The following is a 15,720-nucleotide window of genomic DNA, read 5'->3' as shown; positions in this document are numbered from 1 at the left end:
GGGATGCAGAAGGTGCAGTGGCCGATGAGGATGGTGCCCATGCCCAGACGGATGCCCACCGTCATAAAAATGATCAGCATCGCCACCGCCAGCACGATCTCGGGCACGATAATGGGCACATAGATCATCATGTTGATAAAGCGCTTGGTCCGAAACTCGAACTTTTTCAGCCCGATCCCGCCCAAAACGCCGATGGTCACGCTGATCAGGGTGGCCAGCACGGCGATGATCAGCGAATAAAGCAGCGCGTCCCACAAGTCGGTATTTGCAAAAGAGAACAGCTTACCGTACCACTCGGTGGTGAACCCCTGCCAGTAGTAGTTTCGTTTGGCGTCGTTAAAGGAGAATACGATCATTACCGCCACCGGGATATAGAAGACGGAATAGACCAGCACGGCGTAGAGGTTGCTCAAGATCCGCGCCGCTTTCCGGCGGCGCAGCCGTTTGTTCTTCGTCACGTCACACCACCTCCATATCCTCGAGTTTGGCAAAGCGCATATAAATGAAGATGAGCAGCGCGGTGATCGCCAGCAGCAGCACGCTCAGCGCCGCGCCCAGGGGCCAGTTCCGGATGGCGCCGAACTGGTTTTTGATGATGTTGCCGATGTAGAGCACCTTGCCGCCGCCCAGCATGTCGGTCACGGTGTAAATGCCCAGGGCAGGGATAAAGGTGAGAATGATGGCGGAGAAAATACCGGGGAAGGTCAGGGGGAGGGTCACCCGCAGGAAGGTGACCGACGGCTTTGCCCCCAGGTCCGCCGAGGCCTCCAGCATCGACTTCTGCAGCTTTTCGATGGAGGAGTACATGGGGAGGACCGCAAAGGGCAGCATATTGGTAATCAGGCCCAGCATGACCAGCCAATCGGTGTAAATGAACTTTATGGGCTCAGCCGTCAGCCCCAGGGCCATCAGCGCATGATTCACCGGACCGTTGGCCTGAAACAGCAGCATCCAGGCGTTCAGCCGCATCAGCGAATTGGTCCAGAAGGGGATCATGATGAGCATAATAAGGCGGGAGGCCACCTCAGGCGGCTTGCGGGCGATATAGTACGCAAAGGGATAGCCCACCAGCAGGCACAGCACCGTGGTCACCACGGCCACCTGAAAGCTCTTGGCAATGACCTTGAAATAAACCACATTCAGCAGCGTCTGATAGCTGTCGGTGCTGAATACATACTCCACGCCGCCGAAAGTGCCCCGGGTCATAAAGCTGATGTAAATGATAAAGAGCATGGGGATGGTGACGAACAGGATCATCCACAGGGAGACGGGGCCCGCCTGTGCCAGCAGGGGCAGGCGGCTGTGCCGCTTTTTCCCGCGGCGCGTTCCTTCGCGCTTCAGCATACCGCCGCCTCCCGGACCGCGCCCTCCCCGGAGTCGTCATGGATGGCGACCGCTTTCTCGTCCTCCCACCAGATATGCACCGCGTCCCCCTCCCGCAGCGCGGGGTCGGCCTCCAGGCGGGAGAGCTTGACCTCCTGGCCGTTCTTCAGGTCCAGGCTGGTCTTGATCAGGGCGCCCATATAGATGAAGTCCTTCACCGTTGCAGGCAGGGAAAACCCGGCCACCGGTTCTCTGGAAACGCGGAGGTACTCGGGCCGGATGGCCACGCACAGCGCGTCCCCCACCCCGAAGCCCCGGCCCCGGCACCGGACGCCCCCCGCAGGGGTCTCCACCAAAAGCGCGCCCTCTTCCACGCCGGTCACTCTGCCCTCCAGCACGTTGGATTCACCGATAAAGTCGGCCACAAACCGGGTGGCCGGGCGCTCATAGATCTCCATGGGCGCGCCCATTTGCAGGATGACCCCGTCCCGCATGACCGCGATGCGGTCGGACATGGTCATGGCCTCTTCCTGGTCATGGGTAACATAGACGAAGGTGATGCCCAGCTTCTTCTGAAGGCGCTTAAGCTCGATCTGCATCTGCTTACGCAGCTTCAGGTCCAGGGCTCCCAGCGGTTCATCCAGCAGCAGGACCCTGGGGTTGTTGATGAGCGCCCGGGCGATGGCGATACGCTGCTTCTGGCCGCCGGACAGGGCCTCCGGCTTGCGCTTTTCGTAGTCGGCCATCTGTACCAGCTCCAGCATCTCGGTCACCCGGCGGCGGATCTCGTCCTTGGGTACCTTGCGGATGGTGGGACCATAGGCCACATTGTCATACACCGTCATGTGCGGGAAGAGGGAATAGTTCTGAAAGACCGTGTTCACGTCCCGCTGGAAGGGCTCCTTCTCCTCCACGCGGACGCCCTGGACCTCAATGCTGCCCTCAGTGGCGTCTTCGAAGCCCGCAATCATGCGCAGGGTCGTGGTCTTTCCGCAGCCGGACGGCCCCAGCAGCGTCAAAAATTCTCCCTCTTCGATCTCCAGGTTCATGTCTTTGACGACATGGTTATTGCCGTACCATTTCTCCACATTCCGCAGAGATACGATGGAAGCTGCCATTCCTCCCACTCCTTTGCTCTCCAGGATGAGATAAGTATATATCTTTTTTGTACCAATTTCAATGTAAAATGTACATTCTAAACAGTTTTTAGTATATTATACAAGGCTCAAACATAAAAAATGACCACTATTCCAAAAATAGCGGTCATGAAATAATACCAAAGCATAAATTGGTATAATATTTACCTTTGAAAATGGACCAGGAACTCGCAACGGTCGCTGTGGGTATAGCTGCGGGAGAACTCGATGGCCCGCCCCTCCCGGTCGTAGGTGGCGCCGGAAAACTCCAGGACGGCGTTCTCCTCCCTGAGGCCGATCAGCCTGGCCTCAGCCGGATCCAGATGGGTGATGGCAAGACGCTGTTCCCCCCGAACCGGGTAGATCCCATTCCATCGATAGACCTCGAAGATGGAGAAGAGATTGATGTCCACCTCTTCAAAGCCGGGTACCACGTCGGTGGGAATGAAGATCTCCTCCAGCGCGATGGGCTTCCCATTTGCCTGGCAGATGCGCCGGACATACCAGATGTCCTCTTCCGGGGCACAGCCCAGGATCTGAGCGTAGAGGGGTCCCGCCTGCCGAAGCGCCTTGATGAGCACCCGTGTGCCGGGGCGCTGGCTCCGCTCCCGCATGGTCTGCCGAAAGCCGCCCAGGGTCTCCATGTCCCGTTCCAGCTTGGGGGCGGTGACAAAAACGCCCTTGCCCTGCACACTGTGGAGAAGCCCCTCATATTCCAGCGCCGCCAGGGCGCTCCGCACCGACAGGCGGTTGAGGCCGTAGGCCTCCGACAGCTGGCTCTCCGAAGGGATGCACGTTCCCGGCGGATACTCTCCCTCGTCGATCTTAGCGCGAATCACTTCCCGCAGCTGGGTGTGCAGAGGGGAACGGTCGGTCAGTTTATCCTTCATCCCCGCCCCCGATCCAGTAGAGGGTGCTGCTCATCTGCATCCGGTCACAGCGCCCGATGGTGCGGCAATATTCAATGAGGGACCCGTCGTCGCCATAGACTTCGCTGACGATCCAGAAGGCAGGCACCCCAGCCGCCGTCCCCAGGTAATCGGCCTCCTCGGGCGTAGTGGTGGTAATGCTGATTCTCTCATAGCCGTGGTGCATGATCAGGTGATAGTTCTCCTCCATGACGGCAAAGAGGGACCCGCCTACCAAATCCCGCTCCTCCAGCCCCGGGGTCAGCGCGGCGGGGATATAGGCGGTCTCGATCATGAGCGGGGTCCCGTCCAGCATCCGAAGGCGGATGACACGGTACAGCCTTTCTCCCAGCACACGCTGAAAGCGCCGTGCCAGCTGTTTATCACACTCCACCATGGAAAGACCCAGCAGCCGGGTTTCCGGCTTCATGCCCAGATCGGCCGCGTATTGGGTAAAGCTTTTCAGATCCTGCAGCACCCGGTCTACCCGCGGGGTAAAGCAGGTCCCGCTGCCCTGGACCGCATGCACGCGCCCGTCGCTCACCATCCGGGCCAGGGTGCTGCGCAACGTGCTGCGGTTCAGTCCCCACATCTGGCACATGGTCCGCTCGGGCGGAAACTTGTCGTTGCCCTTCATCTGATTTCTTATGATATATGCCTCGATGGCCTCCTGGGCCGCCTGCCGTGGGCGAGGGGTGTATCGTCTGACCTTGTCCACCATCGATCTCCTCCAAATTGGTATGACTTTATCATAGCATAGCCGCCCCTGCCCCGCAAGCGGCAGTTTGCCTCAACCCTTCGTATGGCCCCTGGCAAGCGCCGTTCAATCATTGTGCAAAACCTGATGGCCGGTCAAAAAACAAAGCGGAGGCTCACACAAGACAAAGTGTGCGTCTCCGCGCTTAGGACCGAAAACGGCATCGGGAGATACGGCCCTAGAACCTTTTGAATGCCTGCAAACCTGCTTATCACCAGCAAAGCAGCCCGACATGATCCGGTACAATACGTATGCAAAAGTAGAGCAACGTCCTCGCAAGGACAAACAGGCAGTCTTATATGCCTACAGTTTAACGCAGAAGAACGAGATATTCCCCTGATTTATTCCAATGCAGGAAATCAAAATCTGACCCGCCTTAAACAAAAAAAGCCCGATATTGCCTCTGTATAGCAGTCTTCAAATATGAACGGTTGCAATTTTTTGAAAAAATGTCATACTATAATCGAAATCCACGCTATATGGCAGGAGGGAAGCCCGTTGAACGGTAACTACTATCTCTTTACCAATCTTCTATCAGACGAGGAAACTCGCATCATTACAGATATCATCGGGCATATAGAACGCGGAGACGGTCGTATTGGCATCCAACAGATTGCAAACGAAAACTTTGTCTCATCCACATTTATTATTAAGATGTGCAAACGCTTGGGTTTCGATGGCTATAGTGAGCTCTACTACCATCTTTCTCAACGGGTCAATGTGTACAGTCAGACTCCGAGAGATGCCGCTATCCGCGAGTTAGTGGACAACTACGATGAAAATATAGGCAAGAAATTTTGTGCTTTGCTGTCTGAGTTTCAAAATCAAAAGATTTTCGCGGATGGCAGCGGCTTTGCTGATTTAGTAGCAGACTATATCGTTCAGCGGTTGGCCGTCTGTGGCTTCATGGTATTTAATCGGGTGCATTTTTACGACTTTATGATTTTCCATAAAGAAAGCAAGGCGCTCGTGACCAATATTGAGCCATCCCTTATGATCGCTATTTCCCAGAGCGGTGAAGCAGTGCCCGTACTGAACGATGTGCGAACAGCCAAATCAAAGGGATTCAAGATTATCTGCTTCACCAAAAGAGAAAACTCCACATTAGCCCAGTTGTCGGACTTAGTGCTCATCGTTGACGGAGCAAAGCAAATGCTGGTCGGCGGAATTCCTAACCCATTTTTTGGCCGGGTTATTCTGGCGTTTGAGGAATTGATGGGTTATTATTTCCGGACGATTGGAGAATCGGATACAGTCGAAATAAAATAACTCAAACGGAAAATTTTTACTCGTGGCGGTATGCTATACTGTAATTGCAGATAGCATACCGTCTGCTTTAGGACGGTGGCTAAACAAAAAACAAAATGAAACGGGAGGTTTATTATGAAAAAGTTTTTTGCTCTTGCGCTGTCCTTGGTGATGTGCATTGGCCTGCTGGCAGGCTGCGGCGACAAACCCCAGACGGACAATCCCCCTCCTGCGGATTCTCAGGAGGAAACCGGCCCCAAGAAGGTTGATAAGCTGAGCGTGTACTTTGTCCCGTCTCGTGAGCCCGGCGAGATCATCACGGTTACTGAGCCTCTGAAGCAGCTCCTGAAGGATGAAATGCTGAATCAGGGCTATGACATTGGCGAAGTCGTCATCAACGTGGGCACCACCTACGAAGCTGTTGGTGAGGCTCTGGGTGCAGGCACTGCCGATGTGGGCCTGATTCCCGGCGGCACTTATGTTCTCTATGATGATGGCTGTGATGTTATCCTGACCGCCACCCGCGACGGTCTCAGCAAGGACTTCGATGACGCGAAGGATTGGAACGATGGCCAGCCTACCGAGGCTTCTACGAAGCAGGCTGTTTCCTATCGTGCTCTGATGATCGCTGGTCCCTCTGAAAAGGGCCAGGCGCTGACTGCCAAGGTCAATGCCGGCGAAGAGCTGACTTGGGATGACCTGAACGGCGCCAACTGGAGCGTTATGGGTTCTTCCTCTCCCGCCGGTTACATCTATCCTTCTCTGTGGCTCCAGGATCGCTATGAAAAGGGCATTACCGACCTCGCCAGCGCGGTCCAGTCCGATTCCTATGCCAGCGCCTTTGCTCGTCTGGCCTCTGGTCAGGTTGACGTTCTGGTGACCTATGCCGACGCCCGCCGTGACTATGCCGAGCGTTGGAACACCGAGTTTAACCGTGAAGGCTCCATCTGGGAGGAGACCGGCGTGATCGGCGTCACCGCTCCCATCTACAATGATACCGTTTCCGTCAGTAAGTCCGCACCCAATATGGATGCTGACATGGTTGCTGCTCTCCAGGAGGCATTCATCAATATCGGCAATACCCCCGAGGGCAAGGAAGTCATCGCTATTTACAGCCACAACGGCTATCAGAAGGCCCAGTCCTCCGACTATGATAACGAGCGGGCCGCTCAGCAGTTGATTCAGGAACTGACTGCAAACTAATCATCCCAAAATCGCCCCTAATTCGGAGGAGAGGATTTCCCCAGGCATACGCCGGAGGGGCGTCCTCTCCTCCGCGTTCTATCAAGAAACGAGGTGTACCTCATGATCGTATTTGACCATGTATCGAAAATTTATCCCAATGGCACAGTTGGTCTGGACGATGTAAATCTGACGATCCAGGACGGTGAGTTTGTCGCCATCATTGGACGTTCTGGCGCAGGTAAGTCCACGTTGCTGCGCGCCGTGAACCGGATGCACGACATCAGCAAAGGAACGCTGACCGTCAATGATACCAACGTCAGCGGCCTGCGGGGCAAGGCTCTGCGGCATTTCCGGCGTGAGATCGGCATGGTGTTCCAGTCCTTCAATCTGGTGTCCAGAACCACCGTGATCCGAAACGTCCTGTCCGCCCGAGTCCCGGAAATGCCATTCTGGAGGGTATTGTTGGGCGCTTTCCGCAAGGAGGATAAGATCACAGCTCTGGAGTCTCTTGATAAGGTCGGGATTTTGGATAAGGCATACATTCGAGCCGACCAACTATCCGGCGGCCAGCAGCAGCGTGTCGCTCTGGCCCGGACGCTGGCTCAGAAACCGAAGATCATCCTTGCCGACGAGCCGGTGGCCGCACTGGACCCTGTCACCGCAAAGCAGGTCATGGAGGATTTTGTCCGTATCAACAAAGAAATGGGCATCTCCATTTTGCTGAACATCCACCATGTTGAGCTCGCCATCGAATATGCCGACCGCATCATCGGTATCCGTGCGGGTAAAATTGTCTATGATGGCCCTTCCAAAGAAGTTGACCAGACGGTACTAGACTCTATCTATGGGGAGGCTGCCAAGCAGGAGGGGACGGCATGAAACTATACGACCGTATTTTCAAGCCACGGCAATACATGTTGCCTAATGGAAAAGTGGTTGAGGAGAAATTTACCCGACTGCCGCTGATCCTGCTGATCCTGCTGATTTGCACGGTCATATCGGTAAATGTCACAGGCTTTAACTTCACTGTTTTGGCGAACAACGGAAGTAAGTTCTTCGATATTCTGAGAGATATGTTCCCACCCAAAACCGATTATCTCCCCAAAATTTGGCAACCGTTGTGGGACACTATCAAAATGTCGATTTTAGGCTCTTTCGTTGGTGCGGTACTGGCCGTGCCGTTTGCGGTTCTTGCCGCCAGTAATATTGTCACCAATCCGGTCGTCCTTTTTGTCGTGCGCCTGTTTCTGAGCTTGGTCCGCACGCTGCCAACACTGGTCTGCGCGTTGATCGCTACTTACATTTTTGGTCTGGGCACCATGGCAGGCACCTGCGCGATTGCGGTATTTACGTTTGCATACATTGGCAAGCAGCTTTTTGAGATAATTGAGACTGTGGATATGGGCCCCTTTGAAGCAATGGAGGCTCTGGGCGCAACGCGCGTGCGGGCGTTCATTACGGCGGTATTTCCCCAGGTGCTTCCGACGTACCTCTCTGTGTCCTTGTTCTGCCTGGAGGGCAATGTCCGCTATGCCTCTATTTTGGGTTATGTTGGCGCCGGTGGCCTGGGTCTTATTATGAATGAGAAAATCGGCTGGCGTGAATATAGCAGTGTTGGAATGATTTTGATTGTCCTGTTTGTGACCGTGGTGATCATTGAGTGGTTCAGCCATGCGGTCCGTAAGCACTTGACTTGAAAGGGGGCGGCAACATGGAAAACACCATTAAAGCAGCGTATGAAAACGCCCCGCAAACATGGATCTACAAGTTGCTCCTTGCCTTTGCCATCGCCTGCGTTTTGGCATGGTCGAGTTCTACGGTGGTCATCAGCAACGAAACGGGAAACGGGCTGGAGGTTGCCGGAAATATCCTCTCTGGCATTTTTCATCCGGACACGAAGCTGCTGTTCAACTTCACCACGTCCGGCGTGGCATATCTGCTGCTGGAGACTCTGTGCATAGCCTTCCTGGGCACGATTGTTGGCGCGGTCATCTCTGTGCCGCTGTCTTTCCTGTCGGCATCTAACCTGATGCCCCGTCCCATTGCACTGATCGGACGCTTTGCGATTGCTGCCATCCGCACGATCCCTGCGTTTATCTATGGACTGATGTTTATTCGGGTCACTGGCCCCGGCCCCTTTGCGGGCCTGCTCACCATGTCCCTTTGCTCGATAGGCATGGTCTCGAAAAACTTCATCGAGAGCATTGAGGACTTGGATAAACGCATTCTGGAGTCTCTTGACGCCGCAGGGTGCACAACATTTCAGAAGATCCGCTACGGAATCCTGCCCCAGCTGTTCCCGGATTTCATGTCCACGCTGATCTATCGGTTTGACATGAATCTCCGAGACGCCACCGTGTTGGGCTTGGTTGGCGCAGGCGGTATCGGCGCACCGCTGATTTTTGCCATGAGTGCCTACCGGTGGAATGAGGTCGGATCTATCCTGTTGGGATTGATCTTGTTGGTTCTGATTATTGAGTGGATCTCCGCAAAGATCCGCACGAAATTGACGCGGGGGTAACGCTATGGGAGAAAAACATCTGCAAATTTATTTCACCTCTGATCTCCATTCCTACATCTACCCCACAGACTATCGGACACCCGGTGAACGAGATATCGGCCTTTTCAAATGCGCCAACCGCTTTTGTAAGGACGGAAACACACTGGTGATTGATGGCGGTGATCTCCTCCAAGGCTCTCCATTGGGCGCATTTTGTCATGACTCCATCGGTGATGCCGAAAAATTCTCGAGTATCATGAACAGTTGCGGCTACGACTATGTGACCCTGGGCAACCATGACTTTAATTTTGGCATGGATTATTTGGCTACATACCTCAATGCACTTGATGCCCGCTGCGTCTGCCAGAATGCATTAAACAGTGATGGTGCGGTACGTTTCCCATGGCATATCCATGTCCTTGAAAATGGCTTACGCATCGGTATTGTCGGCATCGTGACCGACCATGTGAATGTATGGGAACGCCCGGAGCATCTGGTAGGTCTGAAAATTTCCGAGCCGTTTTCCGCCGCAAAGGCGGCCCTGAACGAGATGCATGGGCAGGTAGACTTAACTGTCTGTGTCTATCACGGCGGATTTGAGCGGGATTTGACCAGTGGCCGGGTACTGAGCGAGAGTACAGAGAATATCGGGTATCGGATTTGTCAGGAACTTGATTTCGATATTTTATTGACTGGGCATCAGCACATGTCCGTAGCGGGGCAAATGGTGTTCGGAACTTTTGTTGTTCAGCCATCCGACTCCGGTCGTGAGTTTCTCTCGGTACGAGCCGTGGTAGCCAATGGGCATAAAGCAATCACCAGCCAGACGATTCCCGCCAGCGGGGAATGTGAGCCGGCGCTGCTGGATCGCTTCACAGATATGGAAAAAGGCGCCCAGACATGGCTGGATGTTGTGGTAGGCCATTTAGATCGCCCGCTGCTTCCGGCCCCTCCTCTCGTCATGGCGGCGGAAGGCAACGATATTGCCAATTTCTTCAATGAGGTTCAGTTAGCGAGTTCCGGAGCCCAAATCTCAGCAACCAGCTTGGCAAATGAAGTAGCCGGACTTCCACAGATCGTTCACCGCAAGGATGTGTTAACGGCCTACCCCTATACAAATACGCTGACGGTATTGGAAATCAGTGGCGAAGTTCTGCGGAAAGCCATTGAACGAAGTGCTGAGTATTTTGCGCTGGACGACGATGGACAGTTGTGCGTATCAGACCAGTTCCTCAAGCCAAAAGTCGAACACTACAACTTTGATTACTATGCTGGCGTGGACTACACCATAGATGTTAAACGCCCCATCGGTCAAAGAGTATCCAGCCTAATGTATCATGGGCGGCCAGTGACCGCACAGGACAGCTTTACGATTTGTGTCAACAGCTATCGGGCCAGCGGTGCCGGAGGCTACCCCATGTATTTGCATTGCCCGGTTGTCCGAGAGATCAACGCAGAAATGTCGGATTTGATTTTGGATTTTTTCAAGAGCAAGCCACTTCTGACCGTAGAAAATCCGTCCAATTGCTGTGTGCTCATCGAAAAAGTGTGATCTCACTTCAGTAGAACTCCGTCTGTTACCATAGTGTTTGCCAATCTGATTGCATCCGGAAGGAGGCGGGGAAGATATTATATTTTCTGGACACGTTAAGAGGGTTGTCAATAGTTTCTATTTTCTTTCGTTTTCTGCTCGCAACTGCGTGCGGTGCTGTGATTGGATATGAGCGCGGCAAGCGGAAGCACGCTGCAGGACTGCGTACACATATTGTTGTTTGCATTGGCGCTGCGTCCGTTATGATGTTGAGTCAATTCCTTTCGGTCTATTCAGACTCCAGCACCGACCCGTCTCGTTTGGGCGCTCAGGTCATCAGCGGAATTGGCTTTCTCGGAGCTGGCAGCATTATCATCACGGGCCATCATCGGGGGCAACACATTAAAGGACTTACAACGGCTGCTGGATTATGGGCATCCGCATGTATGGGGCTTGTTGTTGGAAGCGGATTCTATGAAGCTGCGGTAATTATGTGCGCATTTTTGTTTGCAGTTATTGCAACATTGAATCATCTGGATGCAAAGTACCTAAAAGACTCTACCGTTATGCGATTTTATATTGAATACACTACAGAAACACCATTCTCAACCATTCTCGCAACATTGAGAGAGTACGAGTGGCATCTATCTAATCTCGAATATACCGGTGGCAACAATGCGCCAATCAATGGAGCTATCATTGATGTCCAGCGTTCGGGGCGGGATTCGGATCGCAATGCGCTGTTGTCTGCTCTGCGAGTTACAAACGGAATCCTTTTTGTCGAGGATGCATAAAACAAAACGGCTTTTATTTGCCCAGCCGGACGCGCCTTTACTGTAAAAAACTGTATGTGCCTTGACATGTATGCTGGTTCGTTCTATCATTAAATTAGGCGAAAGCCAATCTCGCAGCTTTCCGGTGAGGTCCACACCCCTGTGTGACCTCAGACGTTCATGAGCCTCGTAGGGCACCAACACCACCCTGTACGAAGGAAACTTCCATGAAGGTCTACAGTTTTTGGCGCTGTGCCGGCAGCGTGGGTGTGTATCTTTCCGTCGAAAGCGGAAAGGACACAAATGAACGACATTGTCGTTATCGAATACAATGGTGAGCAAGTATCAGTGCCAAAGGAGGTCGCAGACTTCCTGGAGCAGGATCGGAAACGGGAACAGGCGCAGGAAAAGCAGGACCAAAGGCATCTGAGTAAAAGTGAGTTTGAAACGGTGCTGTTCTGCTCGGATAGTGTCAGGCGTCCCGTGGAGGATACTGTCCTCCGGAACCTCCGACTTGAAAATCTGCGAAAGGCCGTCGGAAATTTGGATGACCAGGGCCAAGACCTGATCTCTCTTCGCTATGGCGGGGAACTGACCATGGAGGAGATCGGCAAGGTCTATGGGATCTCCAAGATGGCCGTATCCAAGCGGCTGAAAAAGCTTCACGAAAAGTTGAGGAACTCTGTCTCATGACAGGGCCCCTCAATTTTTTTATTTTTCTGGTTTACAAACCGCCTTTGAGTGTCCTTATAAGTGAGGGACAAAGTTCACCGGCTGGAGGCCGCAGCCGAGTGCGTCTCATCTGACTACAAAAGGAGCGGATGTTCATGACCCAATTCAAGATACACAATCAAGTGCTGATACAGCTTTTGAGGATCACAGCTGAGAGGGAAACCATGGACTACATCATTCAGGAGATGAAGCAGGACCTTGATGATGATATGCCAGCGGAGGAACTGGTGAGAGCTTTTGCGAAGGCACCTGACAAGCCTACCAAACTAACTACCTACCACCAGATGATCGCAATGGATAAATTGTTGGAGTGCGCAGAGATCAACTGCCGGACGCTCTGCGATCTGGTCCGCTATCAATATCTGAAGCAGGCTGGGATCGTCAACTCGGTGGATGAATTTTTACAGATGTTCCGCCCGGAGGTGAATTCTGATTTTGTGGAGGATGATTGATGAAACCTAAAAAGTTGGTTATCAAATGTATGGACGCACATCCTCTCTCTGAAGCGTGAGGACGCCGCCCGCCTGGGGTATGACAATGTCCAGGCGTGGCGTGCTCTCCTGCGGACAAACAGAAATGATATCGCTGCCGCCATGAATATTCCGCTGGAGGACTTCCGCTGGTACGCTGCGTTTCACAATGAGGGGGACCATCCCCATGTACATATGATGGCGTGGTCGGCAAAGCCGGGGCAGGCCTATCTCTCCAGGGACTCCGGCAGATCAAATCCGAGCTGACCAATCAGATCTTCCGTCAGGAGATGCTGCACATCTATGAGCAGAAATCTGTTTCCCGTGATGAGTTGGTTCGCCAAACCAGAAAGTCACTGCGGGAGTTGACCCGGCAAATGCGAAGCAGCATCTGCGACCAGCCGGACACGGAGCGGCTCATGCAGGAGCTGTCCTCTCAGCTGGAATCGGTCCACGGAAAAAAGTCTTACGGCTATCTTCCGAAGCAGGCGAAGAAAATCGTGGACGAGATCGTGGATCAGATGGGGCGTCTGCCGGTCGTCAGCGAGTGCTACGACCAGTGGTGGCAGCTCCAATGTCAGGTGGACGATCACTATTCTGAGAAGGAGCGCAAACGCCCAAAGCTCTCTGAGCAGAAAGAATTCCGGGCCATCAAGAACGCCGTCATCCGGGAGGCGGAGCATATCCGCATGGGCACAGTCTCCTTTGAGGACAAAGAATTGGAACGAGAGGACGAATGGTTCGATGACCGGCGGCTCTCCTACGACTGCTGGGATTGCTGGGATGCCATCAACAGTGAGGACACCCCGCTGGACGACAGGGACTACACCGCAAACAGTCTGAATGAGCTGGCGGAAGACGGCGACGCCTACGCACAATATTTCATGGGCAAGCTGTATCGGGACGGTGGCCTATTGGTCCCCGACTCTGTGAACGCCCGGTACTGGTTTGCCCAGGCGGCGATGCAGGACCTTCCTGTGGCGCAGTACGCCCTGGGCAAATTATATCTCTCTGACGATTCGGAGGTACACGACGTCGAAGAAGGCATCCGCTGGCTGAAAGCTGCCACTCAGAACGGCAGTGACTACGCCGCCTACCGTCTGGGCAAGGAATACCTGCGCGGCAAGTTCGTGGAGCAGGACGAGGAACAGGCCGTGGCCTACTTCACCCAGGCGGCAGAGATGGGAAATCAGTTTGGGCAGTACATGCTGGGCAAGCTGTACCTCATGGGGCGGAGCGTTCCCCACGACATGGACGCGGCCATCCACTGGTTGAAGCGGGCAGCAGACCAGGGCGACGCCTACGCACAATTCTTCCTGGAGCGCCTGGATGACTTCAAACCGCCCTCTGTCATTCTGTCCGTGACCAGACTGCTCCACCACATGGGAAATATCTTTCAGTACCACTCCCTGCCCAAGTCCGGTTCCACCGGAATGCAGATCGACCGCAAGCGGCTGGCGCAGCTCAGGGAAAAGAAAATTGCTCTGGGCCACAAACCGGATGACTATGAAGACCAGGGCTGGGGCGGCATGACCATGGGCGGATGGTAAACAGTCAGGAACTGCACCACATAAACAAAGAATACGCGTTGGATTTCTTCCGCAAAATCAGTAGCTTTCCGGTGGGAGTTGTGGTATGTGTTTGTGTTACCAAACGCAAAGGAGGCGCACGCATGTACGACTACATGATGTCCCTGCAAAAATACTTCTCCCTACCGTTGGAATGTGAGGAGCTGGAACAGCAGATAAAAGTGCAATGCTGTCAGCTCAGAGAACATTTGAACCAGCAGGACCGCAGAACGCTTCTGCGGCTGATTGATTTGGAAATCGAACTGCGGGACAAGGCAGCGCTCAACAGTTTCTTCTCCGGCTTCCGTCTGGCGACGGGAATCCATCAGGAATTGATGAGCTATCCGCCTCATGGCTTCGACGCAGAAGAAGAAAAACAGGCAATTCAGGAAGGAGGCGATTGACTTGGCAAAACGCAGACCATCGGGCGACGGCATGGTCCGGAAACGGGAAGATGGCCGCTGGGAGGGCCGCATCGTCATCGGCCATAAGGAAAACGGTAACTCCATCTTCCGATACATCTATGCCGATACCCAAAAAGAACTGACCGTCAAGCTCCGGCAGAACATCACTGCCTATCAGGGCGTGGACCTGACGGGGGACTGCAAAATGACCCTATCCGACTGGCTGGACCGCTGGCTGGAGCAGATGGCTTTGGTCCTCCGTCCCAGCACCTTGGACCACTACCGCAGTGATTTGGCACACCATGTCAAGCCCTACCTGGGCCGGAAGAAGCTCACTCAGGTCACACCGGCAGATTTGCGGAAGCTCTACGACACACTCAAAGAGCGGGGCCGGGTGCATCCCCACCCCGGCCAGAGCCGAGGACTCTCCACCACCACCGTCCACGGCATCCACACCACACTGCACCACGCTCTGAAGTCTGCGGTAGACCAGCGGCTGCTTCCGAACAACCCCGCTGACCATGTAGAGCCACCCAAGATAGCGCACAAAGCCATGACCATCCTGAATGATGAGCAGTTAGACATCTTCATGAATGCTATCAAGCAAGGCCCCATTTGGTACGATTTCTTCTACACTGCGCTAACCACCGGCCTGCGGCTGGGTGAGATCTGCGGCCTCATGTGGTCCGACTTTGACGGGCGGAAAGGAACTCTGAGCATCAGCCGCACTCTCCACAAAGAAAAGGGCGGGCGTCTGGTGGCAGGCGACACCAAGACCTATGCCGGGACCCGAAAGATTGTCCTGCCTGACAGTACCGCAGAGCTGCTGCGAAACCGCAAGAAGCATTCCTACTCCATATGGATCTTCCACGATCCGCTGCGGCCAGAAGCCCCGATGAACCCCAGCACCGCGTACCGGCAACTGTAAACGATACTGACGGAAAACAGTCTGTCTGACCTTCGGTTCCATGATTTACGGCACCCGTATGTCAAGCTCACGACAAAAAATTTTGCTTGCGCTTGAAGGGTTTTCAAGCGCAGGCTTATTCCGCTGTTCTCTGCCCGCTGAGAGTGGCGTACTCTTTTTCCCATTCAGAGATAGGCAAGGTCTTTGTCCCTTTCGGCAGATTTGCATGGAGATAGCGGCTCGCTGCGTTCCATAGCGTAAGCTCGGCGCGGTGGGCT

General features: G+C 54.0%; 18 protein-coding genes. 13 read left to right on the top strand and 5 right to left on the bottom strand.

Going from position 1 to position 15,720, the window contains the following annotated elements:
- The 5 genes from MR825_RS03105 to MR825_RS03085 form a co-directional block, all read right to left on the bottom strand.
- The coding region (locus tag MR825_RS03105) for an ABC transporter permease (RefSeq protein WP_441328105.1) at positions 1 to 458 on the bottom strand (458 nt) is incomplete at its 3' end.
- Position 459: 1 nt separating this feature from the next.
- On the bottom strand, positions 460 to 1,344 hold the full coding sequence (locus MR825_RS03100) for an ABC transporter permease (protein WP_287878806.1): 885 nt from the start codon (positions 1,342 to 1,344) through the stop codon (positions 460 to 462).
- Positions 1,338 to 2,441 (bottom strand): ABC transporter ATP-binding protein, encoded by a 1,104-nt coding sequence (locus MR825_RS03095; RefSeq protein ID WP_256176546.1) that lies wholly within the window; start codon positions 2,439 to 2,441, stop codon positions 1,338 to 1,340. Before MR825_RS03095 ends, MR825_RS03100 begins: the two co-directional genes overlap by 7 nt.
- Before the next feature lie 182 nt (positions 2,442 to 2,623).
- Positions 2,624 to 3,349 carry a GntR family transcriptional regulator gene (locus MR825_RS03090; protein ID WP_186906619.1) on the bottom strand — a complete coding sequence of 242 codons (726 nt, stop codon included), beginning with the start codon at positions 3,347 to 3,349 and terminating at the stop codon, positions 2,624 to 2,626.
- A complete protein-coding gene (locus MR825_RS03085) occupies positions 3,339 to 4,088 on the bottom strand; it encodes a GntR family transcriptional regulator (protein WP_186906618.1) in 750 nt (249 codons plus the stop codon). Before MR825_RS03085 ends, MR825_RS03090 begins: the two co-directional genes overlap by 11 nt.
- A gap of 534 nt (positions 4,089 to 4,622) precedes the next feature.
- Between MR825_RS03085 and MR825_RS03080 the strand changes: the two genes are divergently transcribed.
- The 13 genes from MR825_RS03080 to MR825_RS03020 all read left to right on the top strand — a co-directional run bounded on the left by MR825_RS03080 (position 4,623) and on the right by MR825_RS03020 (position 15,463).
- Entirely contained in the window at positions 4,623 to 5,393 is a 771-nt protein-coding gene (locus MR825_RS03080) for a MurR/RpiR family transcriptional regulator (RefSeq protein WP_287878798.1), read from the top strand.
- A gap of 114 nt (positions 5,394 to 5,507) precedes the next feature.
- Positions 5,508 to 6,575 (top strand): PhnD/SsuA/transferrin family substrate-binding protein, encoded by a 1,068-nt coding sequence (locus tag MR825_RS03075; protein ID WP_186906616.1) that lies wholly within the window; start codon positions 5,508 to 5,510, stop codon positions 6,573 to 6,575.
- A 102-nt stretch (positions 6,576 to 6,677) separates the two neighbouring features.
- Positions 6,678 to 7,436, top strand: a complete 759-nt coding sequence (phnC, locus tag MR825_RS03070; protein WP_287878793.1) for a phosphonate ABC transporter ATP-binding protein — start codon at positions 6,678 to 6,680, stop codon at positions 7,434 to 7,436.
- The gene (gene phnE / locus MR825_RS03065) at positions 7,433 to 8,254 is read left to right on the top strand and encodes a phosphonate ABC transporter, permease protein PhnE (protein ID WP_287878792.1); all 822 of its coding nucleotides are present in this window, start codon (positions 7,433 to 7,435) and stop codon (positions 8,252 to 8,254) included. Before phnC ends, phnE (MR825_RS03065) begins: the two co-directional genes overlap by 4 nt.
- 14 nt (positions 8,255 to 8,268) lie before the next feature.
- Positions 8,269 to 9,078, top strand: coding sequence for a phosphonate ABC transporter, permease protein PhnE (phnE, locus tag MR825_RS03060; RefSeq protein WP_287878790.1), 810 nt, complete (start codon positions 8,269 to 8,271; stop codon positions 9,076 to 9,078).
- Positions 9,079 to 9,082: 4 nt separating this feature from the next.
- The gene (locus MR825_RS03055) at positions 9,083 to 10,609 is read left to right on the top strand and encodes a bifunctional metallophosphatase/5'-nucleotidase (RefSeq protein ID WP_287878787.1); all 1,527 of its coding nucleotides are present in this window, start codon (positions 9,083 to 9,085) and stop codon (positions 10,607 to 10,609) included.
- A gap of 104 nt (positions 10,610 to 10,713) precedes the next feature.
- The gene (locus MR825_RS03050; protein ID WP_243204669.1) at positions 10,714 to 11,382 is read left to right on the top strand and encodes an MgtC/SapB family protein; all 669 of its coding nucleotides are present in this window, start codon (positions 10,714 to 10,716) and stop codon (positions 11,380 to 11,382) included.
- Between the two features lie 282 nt (positions 11,383 to 11,664).
- Positions 11,665 to 12,054, top strand: a complete 390-nt coding sequence (locus tag MR825_RS03045; protein WP_186906611.1) for a sigma-70 family RNA polymerase sigma factor — start codon at positions 11,665 to 11,667, stop codon at positions 12,052 to 12,054.
- A gap of 203 nt (positions 12,055 to 12,257) precedes the next feature.
- Positions 12,258 to 12,545: a hypothetical protein gene (locus MR825_RS03040; protein WP_287878782.1), complete on the top strand. Its 288-nt coding sequence runs from the start codon at positions 12,258 to 12,260 to the stop codon at positions 12,543 to 12,545.
- A gap of 39 nt (positions 12,546 to 12,584) precedes the next feature.
- Positions 12,585 to 12,830: a relaxase MobL gene (gene mobL / locus MR825_RS03035; protein ID WP_353845860.1), complete on the top strand. Its 246-nt coding sequence runs from the start codon at positions 12,585 to 12,587 to the stop codon at positions 12,828 to 12,830.
- 23 nt (positions 12,831 to 12,853) lie between these two features.
- Positions 12,854 to 14,113: a relaxase MobL gene (gene mobL, locus MR825_RS03030; protein ID WP_287878807.1), complete on the top strand. Its 1,260-nt coding sequence runs from the start codon at positions 12,854 to 12,856 to the stop codon at positions 14,111 to 14,113.
- Between the two features lie 122 nt (positions 14,114 to 14,235).
- Positions 14,236 to 14,535, top strand: coding sequence for a DUF6809 family protein (locus MR825_RS03025; protein WP_186909077.1), 300 nt, complete (start codon positions 14,236 to 14,238; stop codon positions 14,533 to 14,535).
- 1 nt (position 14,536) lies between these two features.
- A complete protein-coding gene (locus MR825_RS03020; protein WP_287878779.1) occupies positions 14,537 to 15,463 on the top strand; it encodes a tyrosine-type recombinase/integrase in 927 nt (308 codons plus the stop codon).
- Positions 15,464 to 15,720 lie beyond the last annotated feature (257 nt).

It is taken from the genome of Lawsonibacter sp. (assembly GCF_022777125.1).
Lineage (GTDB): Bacteria > Bacillota > Clostridia > Oscillospirales > Oscillospiraceae > Lawsonibacter_A > Lawsonibacter_A hominis.
The sequence above is the reverse complement of the archived record's forward strand: the minus strand, read 5'-3'. Positions and strand labels throughout refer to the sequence as shown.

Excerpts from the sequence above, each read along its gene's own strand:
- phnC (WP_287878793.1), top strand. The coding sequence starts at position 6,678 with ATGATCGTATTTGACCATGTATCGAAAATTTATCCCAATGGCACAGTT.
- phnE (WP_287878792.1), top strand. The coding sequence starts at position 7,433 with ATGAAACTATACGACCGTATTTTCAAGCCACGGCAATACATGTTGCCT.
- MR825_RS03040 (WP_287878782.1), top strand. The coding sequence starts at position 12,258 with ATGGACTACATCATTCAGGAGATGAAGCAGGACCTTGATGATGATATG.
- MR825_RS03085 (WP_186906618.1), bottom strand. The coding sequence starts at position 4,088 with ATGGTGGACAAGGTCAGACGATACACCCCTCGCCCACGGCAGGCGGCC.
- MR825_RS03090 (WP_186906619.1), bottom strand. The coding sequence starts at position 3,349 with ATGAAGGATAAACTGACCGACCGTTCCCCTCTGCACACCCAGCTGCGG.
- mobL (WP_287878807.1), top strand. The coding sequence starts at position 12,854 with ATGCTGCACATCTATGAGCAGAAATCTGTTTCCCGTGATGAGTTGGTT.
- MR825_RS03095 (WP_256176546.1), bottom strand. The coding sequence starts at position 2,441 with ATGGCAGCTTCCATCGTATCTCTGCGGAATGTGGAGAAATGGTACGGC.
- MR825_RS03055 (WP_287878787.1), top strand. The coding sequence starts at position 9,083 with ATGGGAGAAAAACATCTGCAAATTTATTTCACCTCTGATCTCCATTCC.
- phnE (WP_287878790.1), top strand. The coding sequence starts at position 8,269 with ATGGAAAACACCATTAAAGCAGCGTATGAAAACGCCCCGCAAACATGG.
- MR825_RS03075 (WP_186906616.1), top strand. The coding sequence starts at position 5,508 with ATGAAAAAGTTTTTTGCTCTTGCGCTGTCCTTGGTGATGTGCATTGGC.
- MR825_RS03100 (WP_287878806.1), bottom strand. The coding sequence starts at position 1,344 with ATGCTGAAGCGCGAAGGAACGCGCCGCGGGAAAAAGCGGCACAGCCGC.
- MR825_RS03025 (WP_186909077.1), top strand. The coding sequence starts at position 14,236 with ATGTACGACTACATGATGTCCCTGCAAAAATACTTCTCCCTACCGTTG.
- MR825_RS03045 (WP_186906611.1), top strand. The coding sequence starts at position 11,665 with ATGAACGACATTGTCGTTATCGAATACAATGGTGAGCAAGTATCAGTG.